Genomic DNA, 18,744 nt, shown 5'->3' with positions numbered 1-18,744 from the left:
TGACGCGGACCCGTAATTTTCAGGGTTCCTGCGCATTGCACATGCTGCATCGCCGACAACGGTTCGACTGTCAGGTTTGTTATCAGACCCGCTGACTATTGCCGCTGAGTGAACAGTGGACTATACCTTTGCAGCATCATCACACCGCCTCTGACCGGCATCTTCGCCGCTGGGCACCTTCCGGGCTACGGGAGTTGACGCGTCGTCAGCTCCGGTCCGCTTCTTCTGGAACTGAGGGGTTAGGGCACTCATGGGCTCTGCAACTGAGTACAACCGTCGCGACCTGTTCAAGCGTGCGGCCGCGATCACCGTCCTCGCGGCGGGCGGCACTTCGCTGCTCGCGGCCTGCGCCGGCGGTTCCGGCAGCAGTGACAGCAAGTCGGGTGCCTCCCCGACGCTCGGGAGCGACAACAAGAACCCGTTCGGCGTGAAGGCCAGCGACGCGCTCGACGTCGTGATCTTCAAGGGCGGCTACGGCGACGACTACGCCAAGGTCTTCGAGGACGCCTACAAGAAGGCGTACGCCGGTGCGAACGTCTCGCACCTCGGCACCCAGGAGATCAGCGGCAAGCTGCAGCCGCGCTTCAACGCCGGCAGCCCGCCGGACGTCTTCGACAACTCCGGCGCCCAGGCCATGAAGGCGGACGTCCTGGTCAGCGCGGACCAGCTGACCGACCTGACGGTGCTGCTGGACGCCCCGTACCTGGACGACCCGACCAAGAAGATCCGCGACGTGCTGCTGCCGGGCACCATCGAGCAGGGCACCATCAACGGCAAGATGTACTCGCTGAACTACGTCTACACCGTGTTCGGCCTGTGGTACTCCGCCAAGCTCTTCAAGGACAAGGGCTGGGCCGTCCCGAAGACCTGGGACGAGTTCATCACCCTCTGCGGCACCATCAAGGCCGCGGGCATCGCCCCGTTCGCGCACCAGGGCAAGTACCCCTACTACGCGAACTACATCATCTTCAGCCTGATCGCCAAGCAGGGCGGCCAGGACCTGGTCAAGAAGATCAACGCCTGTGACGCGTCGGCCTGGGACGACCCGGCGGTGCTGGCCGGCGTCACCGCGTTCAACAAGATCATGGAGGGCGACTACCTCCTCCCCGGCACCAACGGCATGACCCACACCGAGTCGCAGACCGCCTGGTGCCAGGGCAAGGCCGCCTTCATCCCGTCCGGCTCCTGGCTGGAGAACGAGATGCTGGACTCCACCCCGGCCGACTTCGACATGGCCTTCCTGCCGGTCCCGTCGCTGCCCGGCGACAAGCTGCCCGCCACCGCCCTGTGGGCCGGCGCCGGCGAGCCCTTCATGGTTCCGAGCAAGGCCAAGAACAAGGCCGGCGGCCTCGAGTTCCTGCGCATGATGCTGACCAAGGACGGCTCCTCCAAGTTCGTGGCCACCGCGAACTCGCTGACCGTCCTGAAGGACGGCGTCAACGCCGACGTCCAGCTCAAGCCGGGCACCAAGTCCTCGGCGGTGGCGGTCAAGGCGGCCGGCGACGTCACCTTCAGCTTCAGCTTCCAGGACCTGCAGACCGCGTTCGACGCCGAGGTCGAGAACGCCACCAACGAGCTGGTCAACAAGCGCATCAGCCCGGCGGACTGGGTCGCCCGCGGCAAGGCCGCGACCGCCAAGAAGGTCTGACCCCCCGGTAGGCCGACGGCCTGACACCGCAAGGCCGGGGTCCGCGCGCGGACCCCGGCCGTTCCACGCGACACCGCAGTTCCAGGCCTGTCTGACCACAGGCTGTCGGCGGACAGGAGCAGCTCCCATGCGACACCGTAAAACACCGTTCATCTTCGGGTTCCTCGTGGTTCCCGTCGCGCTGTACATCCTTCTGGTCATCTGGCCCTACCTGCAGACCTTCGGTTACTCGCTGACCGACTGGTCCGGCGCCTCGTCCGAGATGAACTTCATCGGACTGGACAACTACACCAAGCTGTTCCAGGACAGCGCCTTCCTCGGCGCGCTGCAGCACAACCTGCTGCTGCTGATCGTGCTGCCGCTGGCCACCATCCTGCTGGCGCTGTTCTTCGCCTTCATGCTCAACGTGGGCGGCAAGAGCAGCACCGGCGGCGTGCAGGGCGTGCGCGGCTCGGCCTTCTACAAGGTCGTCTTCTTCTTCCCGCAGGTGCTCTCGGTCGCCATCCTGTCGGTGCTCTTCCAGGGCGTGTACCGGACCGACAAGGGCGGCCTGCTCAACGGCGTCCTGATCGCGCTCGGCATCGTCGACGAGCAGCACCCCTGGGACTTCGCGTCCAACCCGACCTTCGGCCTGTGGTGCATCATGGGTGTGATCGTCTGGTCCGGCGTCGGCTTCTACCTGGTGCTGTTCTCGGCCGCGATGCAGAGCATCCCGAAGGACATCTACGAGGCCGCCATGCTGGACGGCGCCAAGCGCGGCACCACCTTCTTCAAGATCACGCTGCCGCTGCTCTGGGAGAGCATCCAGACCGCCTGGGTCTACCTCGCGATCGCCGCGATGGACGCCTTCGCACTGGTCTCCACGATGACCCCCGGCGCGTACTACGGCGGTGGCCCGGACCACCACAGCGAGATCATGGCGACCTTGCTGATGCGCAACTTCATCACCTTCGGCAAGGCCGGTTACGCCTGCGCCATGGGTGTGGTGATCTTCTTCATCACCCTGGTCCTGTCCGTCGTCTCGCTCCGGGTCACCCGGCGCGAGAAGATCGAGTTCTGAGGTCCCCGGCATGAGCACCAACACCGACGCGACCACCGGCATCCCGGCCCAGCGCAACGGCGGGAACGACAAGCCGCGCAAGCCCGTCAAGGAGCAGCGCTTCGCCGACGGCGGGGGAGTCCTCAACGTCTTCTCGCACGGCTTCCTGGCCCTGTGGGCGGTCCTGATCATCGGCCCGCTGGCCTGGATCATCCTCGGCTCGTTCAAGAACAACGCCGAGATCGGCGACAGCGCGTGGAGCTGGCCCTCGCACTGGGGCTTCGACGCCTTCACCCGCGCCTGGGACAAGGGCATCGGCGACTTCTTCGTCAGCACCGTGATCGTGCTGGCGGGGTCGCTCACGCTGACCATGCTGCTCGGCTCGATGGCCGCCTACGTGCTGGCCCGCTACGAGTTCCGCGGCAACCGGGTCATCTACTACTTCTTCGTGGCCGGCGCGATGTTCCCGGTCTACCTGGCGCTCGTCCCGCTGTTCTTCATGATGAAGAACCTCGGCACCGTCATCCCGTGGCTCGGGCTGAACCAGTACGCCGGCCTGATCCTGGTCTACACCGCCTACTCGCTGCCGTTCACCGTGTTCTTCCTGCACTCGTTCTTCCGGTCGCTGCCCAGCGCCGTCCACGAGGCCGCGATGATCGACGGCTGCTCGCACAGCCGGGCGTTCTTCCAGGTCATGGTGCCGATGGCGAAGTCCGGCCTGATCAGCGTGTTCATCTTCAACGTGCTCGGCCAGTGGAACCAGTACCTGCTGCCGCTGACCCTGATGCAGCAGCAGAGCAGCAGCGACCCGGACCGCTCGATGCTGGCCCAGGGCCTGATGAACCTGGCCCAGCAGTCCGGCTACGCCAGCGACTTCCCCGGCCTGTTCGCCGGCATGACGATCGCGATGCTGCCGGTGCTGGTGGTGTACCTGTCCTTCCAGCGCCAGGTCCAGGCGGGCCTGACCTCGGCCACCCTGAAGTAGTCGCAGTACCCTCGCACGTGGGGCAACTCCCTCTCCAGAGGAGGGAGTTGCCCCACGCGGCGTTACCGGGCGTCGCACTCCTGGGCCCGCAGCGCCCGGGCCAGGTCGTCCCGGCACTCCAGCACCAGCCGGCGCAGCGCCGGGGCGGCGTCCGGGTGGGCGGCCAGCCAGGCGTCGGTGGTCGCCAGGGTCTCCGGGGTGGTCTGGTAGCGCGGGAAGAAGCCGCCGACGATCCGCATCGCGATCTCGATCGAGCGCTCCGCCCAGACCGACTCCAGCAGTTCGAAGTACGGCTCGGCGTAGGCGGCGGTCAGCTCCCGCTGGCCGGGCTGGTTGAAGCCCGCGATCCGGGCCTCCACCAGGGCGTTGGGCAGTTCGTCGGAGTCGACCACGGCGGTCCAGGCGGCGGCCTTGGCGCCCGGGGTGGGCAGCGCGGCCAGGCAGTGGGTCTGCTGGCGGCGGCCGCTGGCGGTGTTGTCGCGCTCCAGCTCGGCGGCCAGCTCCGCGCCGGTGGCCTCCCCGTGCGCGGCCAGCGCCAGCCAGAACGTCCAGCGCAGCTCCTGGTCGACGCTCAGGCCGTCGATCCGGCCGGTGCCGTCGAGCAGTCCGCGCAGCAGCCGCAGGTGGTCGGCGCGCTCGGCGGTGTCGGCCAGGAACCGGGCCCAGGCCAGCTGGTGGTCGCTGCCGGGGACGGCCCGCGACAGCTCGCGCAGCGCGCACTCGGCGAGCGCGGTGCCGTACTCGGCGCGCCCGGCCGGGTCGGCGTACAGCGCCAGCGCGGTGGCGGCCTGCTGGTGCAGCGACTGCAGCACGCCGACGTCGGACTCCCGGCCGGCGAAGCGCTGCACCAGGTCGAGGTAGTCGCGGGTGGGCATCAGGCCGTCCCGGGTCAGGTTCCACACCGCGGACCAGGCCAGCGCCCGGGCCAGGCTCGGGGCGTCGGGGCCCGCCTGGTCGGCGAGGCCGCCGAGGCCGGTGCGCAGGGTCTCCAGCGAGCGGTCGTCGAACCGGACCTTGCAGTACGTCAGGTCGTCGTCGTTGACCAGCACCAGCGCGGGCACCGGCCGCCCGGCGGCGGCGGCGACCACGGTGCGCTCCCCGGCGACGTCCAGCTCGTAGCGGTCGGTGCGCAGCAGCGCGCCGTCCTCGGCCAGGTCGTACAGGCCGACCGCGATCCGGTGCGGGCGCAGCGGCGCGCCGTCCTGGCGGACCGCCAGTTCGGTGATCCGGCCCTCGGCGTCGTGGGTCAGCTCGGGGGCCAGGGTGTTGACGCCGGAGGTCTGCAGCCAGGCGGCGGACCAGCTGCGCAGGTCGCGGCCGCTGGTCTCCTCCAGGGCGTCCAGCAGGTCGTCCAGCACGGTGTTCCCGAAGGCGTGCTTGCGGAAGTAGGCGCGGGCGCCCTCGAAGAAGGCGTCCCGGCCGACGTAGGCCACCAGCTGCTTGAGGACGGAGGCGCCCTTGGCGTAGGTGATGCCGTCGAAGTTGAGCTTGGCGTCCTCCAGGTCGCGGATGTCCGCGGTGATCGGGTGGGTGGTGGGGAACTGGTCCTGCCGGTACGCCCACGCCTTGCGGCGGTTGGCGAAGGTGATCCAGGCGGAGCGGTACCGGGTGCCGGCGCCGATCTGCGCGTAGGAGCCCATGAAGTCGGCGAACGACTCCTTCAGCCACAGGTCGTCCCACCACTTCATGGTGACCAGGTCGCCGAACCACATGTGGGCCATCTCGTGCAGGACCACGTTGGCCCGGGACTCGTAGGCGGCCTCGGTGACCTTCGAGCGGAAGACGAACTCCTCGCGGAAGGTCACGCAGCCCGGGTTCTCCATCGCGCCGATGTTGTACTCGGGGACGAAGCACTGGTCGTACTTGCCGAACGGGTACGGGTAGTCGAACTCCCGGTGGAAGAAGTCCAGGCCCTGCTTGGTGACGGTGAGGATCTCCTCGGCGTCGAAGTACGGGGCGAGCGAGCGCCGGCAGGTGGCGGCCAGCGGGATCTCCAGCACCGCGCCGTCGGCGAGTTCGCGGGTGTAGTGGTCGCGCACCACGTGGTACGGGCCGGCCACCACGGCGGTCAGGTAGGTGGAGATCGGCCGGGTCGGGGCGAACCGCCAGGTGCGGGCGGCGCCCTCGTCGGTGATCTCCTCGTGCACCGCGTTGGCGTACACGTCCCAGGCGGCGGGGGCGGTCACGGTGAAGGTGAACGGGGCCTTCAGGTCCGGCTGCTCGAAGTTCGCGAAGACCCGGCGGGCGTCGGCCGGTTCGTAGTGGGTGTACAGGTAGGTCTCGCCGTCCGCCGGGTCGACGAAGCGGTGCAGCCCCTCGCCGGTGCGGCTGTACGCGCACTCGGCGACCACGGTCAGCTCGTTGTGCGCGGCCAGCACCGGCAGCGCCACCCGGGTGCCGTCGAACACCTCGGCCGGGTCCAGCGCGAGCCCGTTCAGCTCGACCGAGACCACCTCGGGGGCCAGCAGGTCGGCGAAGCTGCTCGCGCCGGGCTCGGCGCAGTCGAAGGAGATCCGGGTGGTGGAACGGAAGGTGGGCCGGCCGGGGTCGGCCGCCGCACTGACGTCCAGGTGGACGCGGTAGCTCTCCACCCGGATGATCGCGGCCCGGTCGCGGGCCTCCTCACGGCTCAGGTTCTTGCCCGGCACGTCGGTACTCCTCTGTACGGAACACACGGTTTTCGGAGTGTTCATGGCACTCCGTCGGGGGCATCCTTTCACGTCGTCCGGCCTGTGCCATTGCACTGGAGGAGGAATCAACCCGGACCGCCCGCCGTTTGCACCCGGGGAACAAATCCCGACCCGCCGACCCCGAAGGACGCCGTCAGTGACGACCGCAGACTCCCGCAAGATCGCCGACTTCTGGTTCGACCCGATCTGCCCCTGGGCCTGGATGACCTCCCGCTGGATGCTGGAGGTCGAGAAGCTCCGCCCGGTGGACACCCGCTGGCACGTGATGAGCCTGTCCGTCCTCAACGAGAACCGGGACGACCTGCCCGAGCAGTACCGGGAGCTGCTGGCCGCCGGCTGGGGCCCGGTCCGGGTCCTGATCGCCGCCGCGCAGGCGCACGGCGACAAGGTGCTCGGCCCGCTCTACACCGAGCTCGGCACCCGCTTCCACAACCAGGGCCTGCCCAACACCCGGGAGACCGTCGTGGCCGCGCTGCGCGCCGCGAACCTGCCCGAGGAGCTGGCCGACGCCGCCGACACCGACGCGCACGACGACGCGCTGCGCGCCTCGCACGCCGAGGGCATCGGCCTGGTCGGCGAGGACGTCGGCACCCCGGTGATCGCCGTCGACGGCCCGGACGGCGACCGCGTCGCCTTCTTCGGCCCGGTCGTCACGCCCACCCCGCGCGGCGAGGCCGCCGCCCGGCTCTGGGACGGCACCGTCCTGGTCGCCTCCACCCCCGGCTTCTACGAGATCAAGCGCACCCGCACCGCCGGCCCGTCCTTCGAGTAGCCGCCCGCCCGCCGGAGCCCCGCACCCCCACCGGGGGAGCGGGGCCCCGCCGCGTCAGGGCGCGGCCGGCCGGCGCCCGCGCAGCGCGCCCACCACCGCCAGCAGCAGCGTCAGCCCGGCCGTGAAGTACAGCTGCACGCGGTTGGCGGGGTCCAGCGTCATCAGCACCAGCACCGCCAGGATCGCCGCCAGCGCCAGGTAGGTCAGGTACGGGAACGCCCACATCCGGACCGGGAGTTCGGCCGCCGACAGGTGCCGCCTGGCCCGCAGCTGGGCGACGCAGATGAACCCCCAGACCACCAGCACCGCCGCGCCCACCATGTTCAGCAGCCAGGAGAAGACCGTCTCCGGCCACCAGTACGACAGCAGCACCGCCAGGAACCCGAACCCGCAGGAGGCCAGCACCGCCCGGCGCGGCACGCCCCCGGAGATCCGGGACAGCGCGCGCGGGCCGTGGCCGCGGGCGATCAGCGAGTGGGCCATCCGCGAGGAGCCGTAGATGTTGGCGTTCATCGCCGACAGCAGCGCGATCAGCACCACCACGTTCATCAGCTGGGCCGCGCCCGGGATGTTCAGCGCGTCCAGCACGGCCACGTACGGGCCCGGCCTGACCACCGCCGGGTCGTCCCACGGCACCAGCGTGACGATCACCGCCATCGAGCCGACGTAGAACAGCGCGATCCGCCACATCGCGGTGCGCACCGCGATCGCCACGCTGCGCCGCGGGTCCTCGGACTCGGCGGCCGCGATGGTGACGGTCTCCAGGCCGCCGTACGCGAAGACCGAGGCCAGCAGGCCGGTGACCAGGCCGCTCGCCCCGTTCGGGAGGAAGCCGCCGTGGCCGGTGAGGTTGCTCAGCCCGGGCGCGGGGGTGCCCGGCAGCAGGCCGCAGACCGCCAGCACGCCGATCACCAGGAAGGCGGTGATGGCCAGCACCTTGATCGCGGCGAACCAGAACTCGAACTCGCCGAAGTTGCGGACGGCGGCCAGGTTGGTCAGGCAGAAGAAGGCCATGAAGACCGCCACCCAGGCCCAGGACGGCACCCCGGGCAGCCAGCCGGAGACGATCCCGGCCGCGCCGATCGCCTCGACCGCGACGCCCACGCACAGCAGCACCCAGAACAGCCAGCCCACGGTGAACCCGGCCCAGCCGCCGACCTCCCGCTCGGCGTGCACCGAGAAGGAGCCGGAGGCGGGGCGGGCGGCGGACATCTCGCCGAGCATCCGCATCACCAGCATCACCAGCAGCCCGGAGGCGGCGAAGTCCAGCACCACGGCCGGCCCGGCCGCGGCGATCCCGGAGCCGGAGCCGACGAACAGCCCGGCGCCGATCACGCCGCCGAGCGCGATCATCGACAGGTGGCGCTGCTTGAGGCCGTGGGACAGGCCCGCGTCCTCGGCGGCCGGCTCCCGGGCGGGCGCGGTCTCGGGGGAGGGGGTGCGGGGCATGCGGCGATTCCAGACTGTTCGACTGATTGGTCAGGTTCAGGGGGGTCTGTCCACTATTCGGCAAGGGATGCGGGCCGCCCAAGCGGTACCGCCATCCGGACGCGGCCGTGACCGCGCGTGCCCGGCCGGCTGCGCGGCGCACGGATGAGGGCCCGGTCACAGGCCGGATCCGACAAGCCGGGACGGTCCGCTTTTGTCACGGCCGACGCGGCGCGAAGCGCCTGACAGCGCGTAGGTTCACAGGTGATCACCGCACCTGAGCCAACGAAACCCCGGGAGCAGCCGTGGCCATCGCCGCACCGATACCGTCCACCGCCGTCCTCGCCGACCTGCTGCCGCAGGCCTCCACCCGGCTCGGCGCCCGCGCCCGCGACCTCGCCCTGGTGGCCGGCGGCGCCGCGCTCACCGGCCTGGCCGCGCAGCTCTCGGTGCCCGTCCCCGGCTCGCCGGTGCCGGTGACCGGCCAGACCTTCGCCGCGCTGCTGGTCGGCACCGCGCTCGGCGCCCGCCGCGGCGCCGCCGCGCTCGGCCTCTACCTGGCGGCCGGCGCGGCCGGCCTGCCCTGGTTCGCCGAGGGCAGCTCGGGCGCCGGCCTGGCCACCCTCGGCTACGTGATCGGCTTCGTGCTGGCCGCCGCGCTGACCGGCGCGCTGGCCCGCCGCGGCGCCGACCGCAGCCCGCTGCGCACCGCCGGCGCGATGGCGCTCGGCAGCCTCACCATCTACGCCGTCGGCGTGCCCTACCTGGCCTTCGCCCTGGACGTCCCGCTGGCGAAGGCCGCCCACCTCGGGCTCTACCCCTACCTGGTCGGCGACGCGCTCAAGATGGCGCTCGCCATGGGCGCCCTGCCGCTCACCTGGAAGCTGCTCGGCCGCCGCTGACGCAGCGTCACCACCGCCGGGCCCGCGCCCCTGTCGGGGAGCGGGCCCGGCGGCATGTCACACTCGTGGTCATGCGCGTCTACCTGGGCTCCGACCACGCCGGATACGAACTGAAGAACCACCTCGTCGAGTGGCTGAAGGGGGCCGGGCACGAACCGGTCGACTGCGGCCCGCACATCTACGACGCCGAGGACGACTACCCGCCGTTCTGCCTCCGGGCGGCCGAGCGCACCGCCGCCGACCCCGAGGCGCTGGGCGTGGTGATCGGCGGCTCCGGCAACGGCGAGGCGATCGCCGCCAACAAGGTCAAGGGCGTCCGGGCCGCCCTCGCCTGGAGCGAGCAGACCGCCGCCCTCGGCCGCGAGCACAACAACGCCAACGTGATCTCGATCGGCGGCCGGATGCACACCGTCGAGGAGTCCACCAAGTTCGTCGAGATCTTCCTCAACACCCCGTACAGCGGCGAGCCGCGGCACACCCGCCGGATCGACATGCTGTCCGAGTACGAGACCACCGGCGAGCTCCCGCCGATCCCGGCCCACCACCCGCAGGGCTGAGCCGACGGGGGGCGCCCGGACGGGCGCCCCCGCCCGGCCGCGCTCAGAAGCCGTGCGGCAGCCAGGGCTCCAGGTCCGAGCGGAACGCCGCCGAGGCCGGCCCCAGCGTCCCCGGCCGCAGCTCGCGCACCAGGCCCGCCGCGGCCAGCGCCGCCAGCGAACCGCCGCCCAGGTACACCGAGGCCAACTCGCGGACGTCCAGCTCCAGTTCGGCCGGATCGCCGGTGCGCACGCAGGAGACCGGCCCGCCCGGCGCCGCCGTCAGCCGCCAGCGCCCCGCGTTCCACGGGCAGAACGCGTCGGTCACCCCCAGCACCACGTCCACCGCCGCCGGGTACCCGCGCGCCTCCAGCGCCGCCGGCAGGTCCACCAGCCGCAGGTACATCCCGTCCACGATCCGCGGCAGCAGGTGCCGGACGTCCGACACCAGGTGCAGCAGCGCGTCGTCCACCGGCAGGTTGTCCGCCTCCACCCGCTCGGTCAGGTCCAGGTCCAGCAGGAACTCCCACAACCGGGCCGCCACCCACGGCCGTCCGGCCTGCACCACCCGCACCCGCACCACCCCGGCCGCGCCCCGGTCGGTCCACTCCGACTTCACCGCGTACCGGGCGTAGCCCAGCAGTTCACCGCTCCCCGGGTCCTCGGCCAGCACGCACTGCAGCGGCGAGAAGCCGCCCCGCCCGGACGGCACGTCCAGCACCGGGACGGCCTCCCAGCCCGGCCGCCGCAGCAGGGTGCCCGGCCGGGCGGTGGCCAGCCGGGCGTACAGCTCCTCGCAGCGCGGCAGTTCGGCGACCGGGTCGGCCAGCCGCAGCACCACCCCGCCGTCCCGCTCCGGGGTGTGCACCCGCACCCGGCCTCGCAGCATCGACACCGCCGCCTTGCGGGTGGCGGGCCCGTACCCGAAGCGGCCGTAGATCACCGGCTCGGACGCGGTCAGCACCGCCAGCGGCTCCCCGGCCGCCCGCACCCCGTCCAACTGGCCGCGCATCAGCGCGGTCAGCGCGCCCCGCCGCCGGTGCGTCGGCAGCACCCCCACCGCGGCCACCCCCGCCGCCGGCACCACCGCCCCGCCCGGCACCACCAGCCGGAAGTCGAACGAGCCTCCCCCACCCACCAGTTGACCGTCCGACCAGACGGCCAGGGTGCGTTCCACCCCGATCAGCCGCCGCCACAGCTCCCGCTCCTGCGGGGACTCCTGGTCGCCGCCGAAGGCCACCTCCACCGTCCGGTACCAGGTGTCCCACTCCTCGGCGCGCAGCGGCCGGACGCTCAGTTCGGGGTGTCGAATCGTCATGCCGCCTGCCTACCACCGGCCCCCGCGCCCGGCGAGCCGATGACGCCACCGCCCTGACGTGTCCCGGGCGGCCGAAACCCGGCCTCCGCTGCACCCGGTGCCACCCGGGCCGTCGACGCGGGCACCGGCGGTGGATAAGGTCGGTCCCCATGGCCGGCAGCGCGCGTCCCAGTGCGACGGGCCGGGACGGCCGACCGTCCCGCGAACCCGTGACGGCCCGGCTGCGCGCGGCGCTGTACCGGGCCCGGCGCAGGCTGCGCCGCACCGGCGTCGACTACTTCCGCGGCGACGGCGCCGACTGGTGGGCGTTCGCCGCGCTCGCCCTGGCCGTCCCGCTGCTGGTGCTGCTCAACATCGTCGCCCCCGACTGGGCCCCGCCCACCGCCCTGGTGCTGCCGGTCCTGGCCGGCGCCCTGCTGCTGCGCCCCGGCACCCTGGTGCTGCTGTACGCCGTCGCGGCCGGCGGCCTGATCACCGAGTCCGTGGTGCACACCGGCGAGCAACTGGCCGGCGACCTCCCCGCGGCCTACCGGCACGGCGTCACCCCCGGCGCGGCCCTGGTGGTCGGCGCGGTCGGCGTCGCCGGGCTGCTGGTCGCCCAGTTCCGCCGCCGGATCGGCGTGCCCTGGCGCGGCGGCTCCACCATGCTGTTCGACCTGCGCGAGCGGATCCGGGTGCAGGGCCGCGTCCCGGTCCTGCCCGACGGCTGGCACACCGACACCGCGCTGCGTCCGGCCGGCGGCCAGTCCTTCTCCGGCGACTTCATGGTCGCCGCCCGCACCGGCCCCGGCGGCCGGGTACTGGAGGTCGTCCTCGCCGACGTCTCCGGCAAGGGCATGGACGCGGGCAGCCGCGCCCTGCTGCTCTCCGGGGCCTTCGGCGGACTGCTCGGCTCGCTGCCCGCCCACGACTTCCTGCCCGCCGCCAACGGCTACCTGCTGCGCCAGGACTGGGCCGAGGGCTTCGCCACCGCCGTCCACCTGGTCGTCGACCTGGACAGCGGCGAGTACGAGCTCCTGTCGGCCGGCCACCTCCCCGGCATGCACCGCCTCGCCGGGGCCGGGCACTGGGAGGTCAAGGAGGCCGAGGGCCCGCTGCTCGGCGTCTACGACGGCGCCAAGTTCGAAGGCGTGCGCGGCACTTTGGGCCCCGGGGACGTGCTGATGCTGTGCACCGACGGCATGGTGGAGATCCCCGGCCGGGACCTGGGCGAGGGCATGGACCGGCTGATGGGCGAGGCCGACCGGCTGGTCGCCACCACCCCGGTGGCCGGGCGCTCGGGCGCCGCGGTCCGACTGATCGACAGCGTGGCCAAGCACGTCAACGACGACCGCGCGGTGCTGCTGGTCTGGCGCCGCTGAGCGGCACCGGGCGCCGCCCGCCCCGGCCCGCGCGCGGGTCCGGCGCACACGCCGCCGCGCACCGCCGCGGTCGGCCCCGCGGGGCGCCGGAGCGGATCCCGCGGGCGCCCGGGTGCGCGGGAAAGGTGCGCGGGACGTGCCCGCGGGGTGTCAAACCCGGACGTTGATCTTCGGCCAATTCCACTGGCATACCCGGCCGGTGGGCGGATGCCCGGCCTGCCTGCCGCTTTGCCGCCGCCACCGCGGCGGACCGCGGCCCGCCGACGGTCCGTCAGGACCCGTCCGCTATCGTCACGGTCGGCGAAAATCAGCCCCAGCACGCGGGTTGGGGCCCCGGGTGACGGGGCAAGTCCTTTACGCACTCCGCACGAGCGACCACACTGAGTCCGGATGGAGTGGTGGGGACACGGGGGGCAGGGGCCGGTTTCCGCCTGGAGCCGTCGCCGGTTCCGACCCGAATCCCCGCCACGAATCGAGGAAGTGAGTCCCGGTGGCCTTCTCCGTCTCCGCCCTGGTCCTGTTCGGCATCATCGTCGCCATCTTCATCCGCAACAAGCAGTTGAAGACAGGCCACGCCGTCATGGCAGCGCTCTTCGGCTTCATGCTCAGCCAGTCGAACATGGCAGCCCCGATCACCCAGTTCCTCCAGTCGGTCTCCAAGGCGATCTCCGGCATCGCCGGCTGACGCCCCGTCCGACCGGACCGGGGAGCGCGTTCCGACGGACGGGAGCCACCCCCCGGACCGTCCCAGAGTCCTGCCCGCGGGTGACCAGGGTCACCCGCATCGTCACGCCGGGTCAGCGCCCGAGCGCGCACGGTGGCCGAAGTCGCCCACCGTGCCTGGTTCGTGGGCGCACCGTCATGATCCCGTACGCGCACCGCAGCCCGGTGGCGGCGGAGCGTGACCTGGCGGACCGTCAGCCCCCTCCCGAGCCCGGGGACGGGGCTTTTCGGCGCTTGCCAGCTCGGCGAGCCGTGGGTTTTGCTTCCTCCGCAGCCCGGACATCGGCCGGGCTGGTCGCCGAGCGGAACGCCTAGTCCTGCCGCCGCCCGGTGCCGACCAGAGACCACGCCACGGCAGGAGCGGGGGAACCACAGGTAGTACGCCGGACCCGGAACGCACGGGGACGGCTCGGGGTGAAGCCGCCACAGCGCGGCCGGGCAACTCTCGCCCGAACCCGACAGCTCACCTCGCAGGCGTCGGAGAGGAACAGCTTCATGTCCGCTCAGGGCAAGCACCGCAAGCCGCGCCTGGCCACCGTCGTCCGCATCGCCATCGCCGCCGGCGTCGCCGGCGCCGCGGTCGGCCTCCCGGTCACCGCCGCCTCCGCGCACACCGCCGACCAGCACGACGGCGCCCGCCAGTGGGCCAACGTCTCGGTCGACGCCACCCCCGTCGCCGACACCACCACCGACGCCGCCGCCCCGGCCGCGGAGTCCTACCGGGTCGCCGCCGGCGACACCCTCTCCAAGATCGCCACCGCGAAGAACGTGGACGGCGGCTGGGAGAAGCTCTACCAGGACAACCGCTCGGTCATCGGCGGCAACCCGAACCTGATCTACCCGGGCCAGCAGCTGACCGTCAACGGCCAGGCCGCCGCGACGACCTCCGCCGCCACCTCCTCGGACGCCGCGGCCACCACCGCCGCCCCGAAGACCTCGACCAAGTCGAGCACCGGCACCGCGAAGACCCAGGCCCAGGCCCAGACCCAGAAGTCGACCTCCTCGTCGTCCTCCTCCTCGGCCTCGTCCTCGTCGTCCACCGCGAAGTCGTCGACCGGGAGCGCCACCACCGGCACGTCCACCACCACCGGCTCCACCGCGAGCTCCTCCTCCGGCTACGTCGCCCCCGCGCCGGGCAGCGTCACCACCGGCTACAAGGTGGCGGGCTCCAGCTGGTCCAGCGGCTACCACACCGGCATCGACTTCCCGGTCGCCACCGGCACCAGCCTGAAGGCGATCGCCAACGGCACCGTGGTCTCGGCCGGCAACGGCGGCGCCTACGGCAACCAGGTCGTCATCAAGCTCGCCGACGGCAAGTACGCCCAGTACGCGCACCTGTCCTCGATCTCCGTCTCGGCCGGCCAGGCCGTGACCGCGGGCCAGCAGATCGGCCTCTCCGGCGCCACCGGCAACGTGACCGGCCCGCACCTGCACTTCGAGATCCGCACCACCCCGGACTACGGCTCCGACATCGACCCGATCGCCTACCTGGCGGCCCACGGCGTCAACGTCTGATCCCCGGCACCACCCCCGAAGGCCCCGCGTTCCGCTGCGCGGGGCCTTCGGGCGTCCCGGATCGCGGATCGCGGACCCGGAGCGCGGAGCCCGGGAACGGCGGAGGCCCCGACCGCTGCTGCGGTCGGGGCCTCCGGCCTCGTGGAGCGGGTGACGAGAATCGAACTCGCGTGACCAGTTTGGAAGACTGGGGCTCTACCATTGAGCTACACCCGCAAAGGAGCGTCCGCCACCACCCGAGGCGGTGCGGACCGCCCCAGCGTACCTGGTCGGGTCGGTGGATTGCACACTCCTCCGCCGTTGTCGGCTCGCCGATATCGCCCCGGTCCGGGGCGGGCCGACGTGTACTCTTCTGCTCGGCACCACGGGGTGTGGCGCAGGTTGGTAGCGCGTCCGCTTTGGGAGCGGAAGGCCGTCGGTTCGAATCCGGTCACCCCGACCGTGTGCGGCAGGGTCTCGTCAGCGGGCGGGGCCCTGTTGTCGTTGCCGCCGCCCCCGGCGTCGTCGTTGCCGCCGCCCCCGGCCCCCGGCCTCCCGCGCGCACCCCGGTGCCGGGCACAGTCGCTTTCGTGGTACCGGTAGGATGGACCGCTGGCGGTAGTACGGACAGCATTGCAGCCCCAACCGCCTATCGCCCTGACCGCAAGCCCCCTAGGAGACCCAACCGTGAAGAGCGCCGTCGAGACTCTGAACCCCACTCGGGTTCGACTCACCGTCGAGGTGCCCTTCGAGGAGCTCAAGCCCAGCCTCGACGCGGCGTACAAGAAGATCAACCAGCAGGTCACCGTTCCGGGCTTCCGCAAGGGCAAGATCCCGAACAAGGTGATCGACCAGCGCTTCGGTCGTGGCGCGGTGCTGGAGGAGGCCGTCAACGACGCGCTTCCGCGCTTCTACACGCAGGCCGTCGACGAGGGCCAGATCGACGTCCTGGGCCAGCCCGACATCACCGAGATCGAGGGTGTCGAGAACCTGGCCGACGGCGGTGACCTCAAGTTCACCGCCGAGGTCGACGTGCGCCCCGAGGTCACCCTGCCCGAGTTCGCCGAGATCGCGGTCGTGGTCGACCCGATCGAGGTCAGCGACGAGGACATCGAGAAGTCGCTGGAGCAGCTCCGCGAGCGCTTCGCCTCCGTCAAGGACGTCGAGCGCGCCGCCGGCGAGAACGACATCGTCGTGATCGACCTGGAGGCCAAGGTCGACGGCGAGGTGCCGGAGGACGGCACCGCCACCGGCGTGAGCTACGAGATCGGCTCCGGCCGCCTGCTGGACGGCATCGACGAGGCCGTGATCGGCCTGTCCGCCGGCGAGTCCAAGACCTTCACCACCACCCTCAAGGGCGGCACCCAGGTCGGCAAGGACTCCGAGGTCACCGTCACCGTGACCACCGTCCAGGAGAAGGAACTCCCCGAGCTGGACGACGAGTTCGCGCAGCTGGCGAGCGAGTTCGACACCCTGGAGGAGCTCCGCGCCGACTCCGTCAAGCGCCTGGAGCGCATGAAGGAGTTCGACCAGGCCACCCAGGCCCAGGAGAAGGTCCTCGACGAGCTGCTCTCGCGCGTCGAGATGGAGTACCCGGAGAAGCTGCTCGCGGACGAGATCGGCACCCGCAAGCACAACCTGGAGCACCACCAGCTGGAGCCGATGGGCCTGACCCTCGACACCTACCTCGCCTCCCAGGACAAGTCCCGCGAGGACTACGAGAAGGAGACCGAGGAGCAGGCGAAGAAGGGCATCAAGACCCAGTTCGTGCTGGACCAGATCGTCAAGAACGAGGAGCTGGGCGTCAACCAGGAGGAGCTCACCGAGCACCTCATCCGCCGCGCCGCCGGCTCCGGCCTGACCCCGGACCAGTTCGCCCAGCAGGTCGTCCAGGGCGGCCAGGTCCAGCTGCTGGTCGGCGAGGTCGCCCGCGGCAAGGCGCTGGCCCTGGTGGTCGAGGCCGCCAAGGTGACCGACACCAACGGCGAGACCGTCTCCTTCGAGGACGACGAGGAGGAGACCACCGAGGCCGCCGAGGCCGCCGCGGAGGGCACCTCCGAGGAGTCCGCCGAGGCCTGATCCCGCTGACCCGCCGGTCCGCCGGCGGGCCCGCGAAGGCAACCGGGAACGGGCCCGGACACCGCACGGTGTCCGGGCCCGTTCGCGTTCCTCCGTACCGGTAGCGCGAGTTCGGCCTGCTCACCCCGCTCACCCTGCGCTCACAGCGAACAGTTCTGCGTGGGGGATTCAGCGGCGGGGCCTGCGCGTTAGGGTCGGTGGACAGCGACACACACGCAGATCGACTGAGCAGGTGGCTAAGTGACGTTCCCGCAGATGCAGATGCCTGGCCCGATGGCACCGCACGCCGCCGGCGGCGACGTGGGTGGCGGCCTGGGCGACCAGGTCTACAACCGGCTGCTCAACGAGCGCATCATCTTCCTCGGCCAGCAGGTCGACGACGACATCGCCAACAAGATCACCGCCCAGCTGCTGCTGCTCGCGGCGGACCCCGAGAAGGACATCTACCTCTACATCAACTCCCCGGGCGGATCCATCTCGGCGGGCATGGCGATCTACGACACCATGCAGTACATCAAGAACGACGTGGTCACCATCGCGATGGGCATGGCGGCGTCGATGGGCCAGTTCCTGCTGACCGCGGGCGCCAAGGGCAAGCGCTTCTCGCTGCCGAACGCCAACATCCTGATGCACCAGCCCTCCGCGGGCCTCGGCGGCTCCGCCACCGACATCCGGATCCAGGCCGAGCAGTTGCTGCGCACCAAGAAGCGGATGTCGGAGCTCATCGCCCACCACAGCGGCCAGTCCTTCGAGCAGATCACCGCGGACTCCGACCGCGACCGCTGGTTCACCCCGGAGGAGGCCAAGGCGTACGGCCTGATCGACGAGATCATGCACAGCGCCGCGGACGTCCCCGGCGGCGGCGGTACCGGCGCCGGCCTGGCCGGCTGACCGGCAACGCAACCCTGACCGCACGCTTCGGAGGACCAGAAACCATGAACATCCCCAGCCTGTCGGGCGCGAAGGCCCGCCTGGAGGACATGCGCGCCGAGGGCCGCTACATCGTCCCGCGCTTCGTCGAGCGCACCTCGCAGGGCATCCGCGAGTACGACCCGTACGCCAAGCTGTTCGAGGAGCGCATCATCTTCCTCGGCTCGCAGGTGGACGACGTCTCCGCGAACGACATCATGGCGCAGCTGATCTGCCTGGAGTCGATGGACCCGGACCGGGACATCTCGCTCTACATCAACTCGCCCGGCGGCTCGTTCACCGCGCTGACCGCGATCTACGACACCATGCAGTTCGTGAAGCCGGACATCCAGACGGTCTGCATGGGCCAGGCGGCCTCGGCCGCCGCGGTGATCCTGGCCGCGGGCACCCCCGGCAAGCGCCTCGCGCTGCCGAACGCCCGGGTGCTGATCCACCAGCCGTACACCGAGACCGGCCGCGGCCAGGTGTCGGACCTGGAGATCCAGGCCAAGGAGATCTTCCGGATGCGCGAGCAGCTGGAGACCATGCTGGCCAAGCACTCCAGCAAGGACGTCGAGCAGGTCCGCGAGGACATCGAGCGCGACAAGATCCTCACCGCCGAGGAGTCGCTGGAGTACGGGCTGATCGACCAGATCGTCTCGACCCGGAAGAACTCGTACACCGACTGACCCGCCGCCCCGGGGTGGTGCGTACGTGACGTACGCACCACCCCGGGGCGTTCCGGTCCGGGCTCCCGTCCCGCACAATGGGCAGTCGGGTCCATGCGCCCGCGACGGCATCTGTTCGGTATCAATTCGCCCAGGGCGTAGGGCAGAGCGGTCGAAGTCGGCGGAAACAGC

General features: G+C 71.4%; 15 protein-coding genes, 2 tRNA genes and 1 riboswitch. Of the genes, 13 read left to right on the top strand and 4 right to left on the bottom strand.

Going from position 1 to position 18,744, the window contains the following annotated elements; all coding sequences use genetic code 11:
• Positions 1–250 precede the first annotated feature (250 nt).
• The 3 genes from ngcE to ABD345_RS02935 all read left to right on the top strand — a co-directional run bounded on the left by ngcE (position 251) and on the right by ABD345_RS02935 (position 3,672).
• Entirely contained in the window at positions 251–1,648 is a 1,398-nt protein-coding gene (gene ngcE, locus ABD345_RS02945; RefSeq protein ID WP_344550078.1) for an N-acetylglucosamine/diacetylchitobiose ABC transporter substrate-binding protein, read from the top strand.
• Between the two features lie 127 nt (positions 1,649–1,775).
• Positions 1,776–2,708, top strand: coding sequence for a carbohydrate ABC transporter permease (locus ABD345_RS02940; protein ID WP_344550077.1), 933 nt, complete (start codon positions 1,776–1,778; stop codon positions 2,706–2,708).
• A gap of 10 nt (positions 2,709–2,718) precedes the next feature.
• Positions 2,719–3,672, top strand: a complete 954-nt coding sequence (locus ABD345_RS02935) for a carbohydrate ABC transporter permease (RefSeq protein WP_344550076.1) — start codon at positions 2,719–2,721, stop codon at positions 3,670–3,672.
• 62 nt (positions 3,673–3,734) lie between these two features.
• Here the strand turns inward: ABD345_RS02935 and pepN are convergent, their stop codons facing one another.
• A complete protein-coding gene (pepN, locus tag ABD345_RS02930) occupies positions 3,735–6,320 on the bottom strand; it encodes an aminopeptidase N (protein WP_344550075.1) in 2,586 nt (861 codons plus the stop codon).
• Between the two features lie 178 nt (positions 6,321–6,498).
• Between pepN and ABD345_RS02925 the strand changes: the two genes are divergently transcribed.
• Complete coding sequence (locus ABD345_RS02925; protein ID WP_380273329.1) at positions 6,499–7,134, top strand: mycothiol-dependent nitroreductase Rv2466c family protein; 636 nt, start codon at positions 6,499–6,501, stop codon at positions 7,132–7,134.
• A gap of 54 nt (positions 7,135–7,188) precedes the next feature.
• Here the strand turns inward: ABD345_RS02925 and ABD345_RS02920 are convergent, their stop codons facing one another.
• Complete coding sequence (locus tag ABD345_RS02920; RefSeq protein ID WP_344550074.1) at positions 7,189–8,583, bottom strand: amino acid permease; 1,395 nt, start codon at positions 8,581–8,583, stop codon at positions 7,189–7,191.
• Between the two features lie 284 nt (positions 8,584–8,867).
• On the opposite strand from ABD345_RS02920, the gene ABD345_RS02915 reads away from it, so the two are divergent.
• Together ABD345_RS02915 and ABD345_RS02910 are read left to right on the top strand one after the other, a co-directional pair.
• A complete protein-coding gene (locus ABD345_RS02915) occupies positions 8,868–9,464 on the top strand; it encodes a biotin transporter BioY (RefSeq protein ID WP_344550073.1) in 597 nt (198 codons plus the stop codon).
• A 71-nt stretch (positions 9,465–9,535) separates the two neighbouring features.
• Positions 9,536–10,021, top strand: coding sequence for a ribose-5-phosphate isomerase (locus ABD345_RS02910; protein ID WP_344550072.1), 486 nt, complete (start codon positions 9,536–9,538; stop codon positions 10,019–10,021).
• A gap of 43 nt (positions 10,022–10,064) precedes the next feature.
• On the opposite strand, the gene ABD345_RS02905 is transcribed toward ABD345_RS02910, so the two are convergent.
• Positions 10,065–11,318, bottom strand: a complete 1,254-nt coding sequence (locus ABD345_RS02905) for a GNAT family N-acetyltransferase (protein ID WP_344550071.1) — start codon at positions 11,316–11,318, stop codon at positions 10,065–10,067.
• Positions 11,319–11,467: 149 nt separating this feature from the next.
• Here ABD345_RS02905 and ABD345_RS02900 point away from each other — a divergent pair, with 149 nt between their 5' ends.
• The 3 genes from ABD345_RS02900 (at position 11,468) to ABD345_RS02890 (ending at position 14,917) form a co-directional block, all read left to right on the top strand.
• Positions 11,468–12,679, top strand: coding sequence for a PP2C family protein-serine/threonine phosphatase (locus ABD345_RS02900; RefSeq protein WP_344550070.1), 1,212 nt, complete (start codon positions 11,468–11,470; stop codon positions 12,677–12,679).
• Between the two features lie 490 nt (positions 12,680–13,169).
• Positions 13,170–13,364, top strand: coding sequence for a hypothetical protein (locus tag ABD345_RS02895; RefSeq protein ID WP_344550069.1), 195 nt, complete (start codon positions 13,170–13,172; stop codon positions 13,362–13,364).
• Between the two features lie 409 nt (positions 13,365–13,773).
• Positions 13,774–13,892: riboswitch (cyclic di-AMP (ydaO/yuaA leader) on the top strand.
• A 5-nt stretch (positions 13,893–13,897) separates the two neighbouring features.
• Positions 13,898–14,917, top strand: coding sequence for a M23 family metallopeptidase (locus tag ABD345_RS02890; RefSeq protein ID WP_344550068.1), 1,020 nt, complete (start codon positions 13,898–13,900; stop codon positions 14,915–14,917).
• A gap of 142 nt (positions 14,918–15,059) precedes the next feature.
• Here ABD345_RS02890 and ABD345_RS02885 read toward each other — a convergent pair.
• Positions 15,060–15,133: transfer RNA gene (locus ABD345_RS02885), tRNA-Gly, on the bottom strand.
• A 149-nt stretch (positions 15,134–15,282) separates the two neighbouring features.
• Between ABD345_RS02885 and ABD345_RS02880 the strand changes: the two genes are divergently transcribed.
• The 4 genes from ABD345_RS02880 to ABD345_RS02865 all read left to right on the top strand — a co-directional run bounded on the left by ABD345_RS02880 (position 15,283) and on the right by ABD345_RS02865 (position 18,573).
• A tRNA-Pro gene (locus ABD345_RS02880) sits at positions 15,283–15,356 on the top strand.
• 227 nt (positions 15,357–15,583) lie between these two features.
• Positions 15,584–16,975, top strand: a complete 1,392-nt coding sequence (gene tig, locus ABD345_RS02875; protein WP_344550067.1) for a trigger factor — start codon at positions 15,584–15,586, stop codon at positions 16,973–16,975.
• Between the two features lie 261 nt (positions 16,976–17,236).
• On the top strand, positions 17,237–17,866 hold the full coding sequence (locus ABD345_RS02870) for an ATP-dependent Clp protease proteolytic subunit (protein WP_051816579.1): 630 nt from the start codon (positions 17,237–17,239) through the stop codon (positions 17,864–17,866).
• Between the two features lie 44 nt (positions 17,867–17,910).
• Positions 17,911–18,573, top strand: coding sequence for an ATP-dependent Clp protease proteolytic subunit (locus tag ABD345_RS02865; protein WP_176187896.1), 663 nt, complete (start codon positions 17,911–17,913; stop codon positions 18,571–18,573).
• Positions 18,574–18,744: the final 171 nt, after the last annotated feature.

This window comes from Kitasatospora saccharophila (genome assembly GCF_039529925.1).
GTDB classification, from domain to species: Bacteria; Actinomycetota; Actinomycetes; order Streptomycetales; family Streptomycetaceae; genus Kitasatospora; species Kitasatospora saccharophila.
Note: the sequence above shows the minus strand (reverse complement) of the source record. Positions and strands in the feature narration are given on the sequence as shown.